The 4,110-nt window shown below is 70.4% G+C and carries 3 protein-coding genes, 1 tRNA gene and 1 other RNA gene; 1 reads left to right on the top strand and 4 read right to left on the bottom strand.

From position 1 onward, the window contains the following. Positions 1-46 precede the first annotated feature (46 nt). The 4 genes from ACFWFR_RS17865 to ffs form a co-directional block, all read right to left on the bottom strand. Positions 47-709 (bottom strand): methionine ABC transporter permease, encoded by a 663-nt coding sequence (locus ACFWFR_RS17865; protein ID WP_191805289.1) that lies wholly within the window; start codon positions 707-709, stop codon positions 47-49. Further along, the gene (locus ACFWFR_RS17860) at positions 706-1,989 is read right to left on the bottom strand and encodes a methionine ABC transporter ATP-binding protein (protein ID WP_377623930.1); all 1,284 of its coding nucleotides are present in this window, start codon (positions 1,987-1,989) and stop codon (positions 706-708) included. Before ACFWFR_RS17860 ends, ACFWFR_RS17865 begins: the two co-directional genes overlap by 4 nt. A 240-nt stretch (positions 1,990-2,229) precedes the next feature. Continuing rightward, on the bottom strand, positions 2,230-3,123 hold the full coding sequence (locus ACFWFR_RS17855) for a MetQ/NlpA family ABC transporter substrate-binding protein (RefSeq protein ID WP_377623928.1): 894 nt from the start codon (positions 3,121-3,123) through the stop codon (positions 2,230-2,232). A gap of 573 nt (positions 3,124-3,696) precedes the next feature. Beyond that, positions 3,697-3,793, bottom strand: an RNA gene (gene ffs, locus ACFWFR_RS17850) — signal recognition particle sRNA small type. 196 nt (positions 3,794-3,989) lie between these two features. On the opposite strand from ffs, the gene ACFWFR_RS17845 reads away from it, so the two are divergent. Then, a tRNA-Ser gene (locus tag ACFWFR_RS17845) sits at positions 3,990-4,075 on the top strand. The last annotated feature ends 35 nt before the right edge of the window (positions 4,076-4,110 follow it).

The following is a 4,110-nucleotide window of genomic DNA, read 5'->3' as shown; positions in this document are numbered from 1 at the left end:
GCCCGGGGACCCGCCGCGCGCGAGTCGTCCCGCCACGGGCGGTGCGTCAGCGCCGCAGGACCTTGCGCGCGAGCCAGTTGCCGAAGAACTGCACGACCTGCACGATCACGATGATGACGAGGACCGTCACGGCGGTCACGGCCCAGTTGTACCGCTGGTAGCCGTAACGGATCGCGAAGTCGCCGAGGCCGCCACCGCCGATGTAGCCGGCCATGGCCGACATGTCGATCACGGCCACGAAGATGAACGTGTAGCCCAGGATGAGCGGCGCGAGCGCCTCGGGGATGAGCACGGTCCGGATGATCCGCCAGGGCGAGGCACCCATGGCGCGCGCAGCCTCGACCACGCCCGGGTCGATGCTCACGAGGTTCTGCTCGACGATGCGCGAGGTCCCGAAAGCCGTCATGACCGACAGCGGCAGGATGAACGCCTCGGTGCCGATCGTCGTCCCGACGACCGCGAGCGTCACGGGGTAGATCATCGTCAGGAAGATGATGAACGGGATGGGTCGCACGATGTTGACGAGCACGTTGAGGACGTTGAACACCACGGTGTTCGCCAGCAGGTTGCCCTTGCGCGTGCAGTAGAGCGCGAGCCCCAGGACCAGGCCGCCGAGCCCGCCTGCGAGGAGCGCGATCGAGACCATGTAGAGCGTCTCGCCGAGCGAGGACAGCAGGATCGGCCACAGGGTGGACCAGTCGCGGTTCATCGCGCGCCTCCGAACGTGCCGGGCTCGGTGCCGAAGTCACCGGGCTGGGTGCCCTGCGTCCCGGGACGACCGAGCCCCGAGGTCCCGGTGCTGCCCGTCCCGGGCCATCTCTCGCTCTGCCAGGCGTCGCGCGGGTCGGGTTCGTCGACCCGGCCCGACGGCGGAGCACCGGTCGTGCCGTCCCCCTCGCCCGACTCGTCGCTCGCCCCGGCCACGACGCGCGGGTCGTCGCGCGGGTCGTCGGCGGTCCCGAGGTCCACGACGTCGGTGGTCGTCGCGAGCTCGGTGAGGAACGCCGCGATCGTGGCGTCGTCGCCCGCGAGCTCGAGCGTGAGCGAGCCGAAGGGCCGCTCCCCGATCTCGGAGATCCCGCCGAACACCACGGAGCCGTCGAGCCCGTGCTCGCGCAGGAGCCGGGTCAGGCTCGCGCCCGAGGTCCCGTCCTCGTGGACGCCGACCGTCACGAGGCGTCCGGGGTGCCGGCGACGCAGGCGTTCGAGCGCCTCGGGGCCGGGACGGTCGCGCAGCGCCGTCCCGACGAACTTCTTGGTCGCGGTGGCCTGGGGCGAGGAGAACACGTCGTAGACCTCGCCGACCTCGACGACCTTGCCGTGCTCCATGACCGCGACGCGGTGGCAGGTCGAGCGCACGACGTCCATCTCGTGCGTGATGACGACGATCGTCACGCCGAGCTCGGCGTTGACGCGGCGCAGGAGCGCGAGGACGTCGCGCGTCGTCTCGGGGTCGAGGGCGCTCGTCGCCTCGTCCGCGAGCAGGAGCTTGGGCGAGGTGGCGAGCGCGCGCGCGATCCCGACGCGCTGCTTCTGCCCGCCCGAGAGCTGCGACGGGTACGCCCCGGCCTTGTCGGAGAGCCCCACGAACTCGAGGAGCTCGGCGACGCGCGCCTCGCGCCGCGGCTTGTCCCAGCCCGCGACCTTGAGCGCGTAGGCCACGTTCCCGGCGACGGTCCGCGAGGACAGCAGGTTGAACTGCTGGAAGATCATGCCGATGCTCGCGCGCACGGGGCGCAGCTCGCGCTCGGAGAGTGCGCTCACCTCGTCCCCGTCGACCACGACGCTGCCCGACGTGACGGGCTCGAGCGCGTTGATGAGCCGGACGAGCGTGCTCTTGCCCGCGCCCGAGTAGCCGATGACGCCGAAGATCTCACCCGCCTCGATGTCCAGGGTGACGCCGTCGACGGCCGCCACGGCGGACGAACCGGTCCCGAAGACCTTCGTCACGTCGCGGAAGCGGACCATCGTGTCCGAGGTGGTGCTCACGGAGGAACCTCTCGTGCGGGGTGGGGCGGCCGGGCTCCTCGTGAGAGCCGTGGGCCGACGTGGTGCGGTGGGGCTGCGGTCTGGTGGCCGTGCGGGCCGACGCGTGCGGACAGCTCCTATCCAACAGGCACCGGGCCTCCCGGGCGAGAGCAGCGTGCGCATCGCCCGGGAGTGAGCGCGCCGGTGCCCGACGACGTCGGGTGAGTGACGTCGTCGGGCACCGGTGGCTCTCGCCGAGGGTCAGCCCTGGGCGCGGTAGTTCTCCTCGATCCCCGCGAGGATCTCCTGGAGCTCGGCCGGCGAGTTGTCCTTGATGACCGCGGTGCCGCCCGAGGCCTTCTTCTCTGCGGCGATGACCTCTTCGTTCTGCGAGAGGGCGGCGATCTTCAGGAGCGTCTCGTCGTCCTTGTCCGCAGCGCGGGCGACCCACACGTTGATGTAGGGCTCGGAGGCCGCGGAGTCGGGGTCGTCCTGGAACAGTGCGTCCTCAGGGGCCAGGCCGGCGTCCTCGAGGAAGTCGTTGTTGATGATCGCGCCGTCGACGGACTGGAGCGAGATCGCGGTCTGCGCGGCGTCGACCGGGGTGACCTTGACCTTCGAGGACGGGAGCACGTCGGCCTCGGTCGACAGCGAGCTGCCGCCGTCCTTGAGCTCGATGAGCTTGGCCTCCTGGAGGACGAGGAGCGCGCGGGCGAGGTTGGTCGCGTCGTTCGGGACCGCGATCTCGCCGCCGGCCGGGATGTCCTCGAGCGCCGTGTGCTTGGACGAGTAGAGCGCGAGCGGGTAGACCGCGGTGGCGCCGATGGGCTGGAGGTCGTCGCCGGCCTCGACGTTGTAGCCCGCGAGGAACTGCAGGTGCTGGAACTGGTTGAGGTCGATCTGGTCCTGCGCGAGCGCCGGGTTGGCCTGCTGGTAGTCGCCGAAGTCGACGATCTCGATGTTCAGGCCCTCTTCCTCGGCGACCTTCTCGAACACGGCCCACTTGTCGTCGGCCGCGCCGACCACGCCGATCTTGACGACGTCGTCGGTGCTGCCTGCCGAGGCACCGCTGTCGGTGGGGGTCGTGGCGCACGCTCCGAGCGTGAGGGCTGCGGTGGCCGCGATCGCAGCGAGGGTGAAGTTCTTGCGGAGCATGGTCTGTCCTTCCGGTGACGGCGCCGGCTGTTGTCGCAGGGCGTCCGTGGGGGGCGTCGTGGTGGTGACGGGGGTGACGGGTGGAACGTCCTCCTGCCCGACGGCGGGTCACGGGTCGCGAAGACACGTCACCGGTGGTCGGTGGTCAGGAAGGGAGGTGCGGGGCGCTTCGGCGCGGGCTCCGGTCGTCTCCGGGCTGCACTCGTGGCTGGTGGTGCGGTGCTGGGGTCAGGTCAGCGCTGACAGCACATTCGACCGGCGCCACGCAGGACGGAGCGACACGACATTCGGCAGCAGGAGGCTGCGCGGTGCGTCGTGAGCTCGGTGCTCGTGGGGCGGGTCATGGCTACATGATGCGCACGCTCGGCGCTCCAAAACCACCGCATCGGTCGATATTCCAGATGCTGGACGGATTTTCGTCCGCATCTTGGTCCACAGGCAGAGGTTTGGGATGTTTTGCGGCTTTTCCACCCAGGCGATGTGGCGCAGGCCACACGTGCCCGTGCGAGGCGAGCGACGTCGTCGGGCACGCTCGAGCCTCGGTCCGGAACGGACCGCGGCCGGGTCCGGACATGCAAGGACCCCCCGTGCACCCACCAGAGCCCACCTGCCCTTGCTGCCTTCCGGCCCTGGGGGAGTTCAGTGAGATAGTGCCGCACGAGGGGTCTGGACCCAGCCTAGCCCAGGGTGGGCGGTCGTCAGAAACCGACCCCCGGCACATGCGTCCCTGCCGCGCACGGCCCGGCCACGGAACGACCCCGGAACGGCCAGGGATCGGGCGCCGACGGGCCGATTCGGTCGCTGGGCGTCCGTCCGGTATTCTCGACACGCTGCCTGACGCCCCGCGTGGGTCGACGCTGCAGCACGGAGGATTCGCCTAGTGGCCTATGGCGCACGCTTGGAAAGCGTGTTGGGTTAAAAGCCCTCGGGGGTTCGAATCCCCCATCCTCCGCAGACCGAAGGGCCCGCAGCGTGCGCTGCGGGCCC

This window comes from Oerskovia sp. NPDC060287, assembly GCF_042726775.1.
Lineage (GTDB): Bacteria > Actinomycetota > Actinomycetes > Actinomycetales > Cellulomonadaceae > Oerskovia > Oerskovia merdavium.
Note: the sequence above shows the minus strand (reverse complement) of the source record. Positions and strands in the feature narration are given on the sequence as shown.

What these genes read in the sequence shown, in the direction of transcription:
- ACFWFR_RS17855 (WP_377623928.1), bottom strand. Translation starts at nt 3,123, where the DNA reads ATGCTCCGCAAGAACTTCACCCTCGCTGCGATCGCGGCCACCGCAGCC.
- ACFWFR_RS17865 (WP_191805289.1), bottom strand. Translation starts at nt 709, where the DNA reads ATGAACCGCGACTGGTCCACCCTGTGGCCGATCCTGCTGTCCTCGCTC.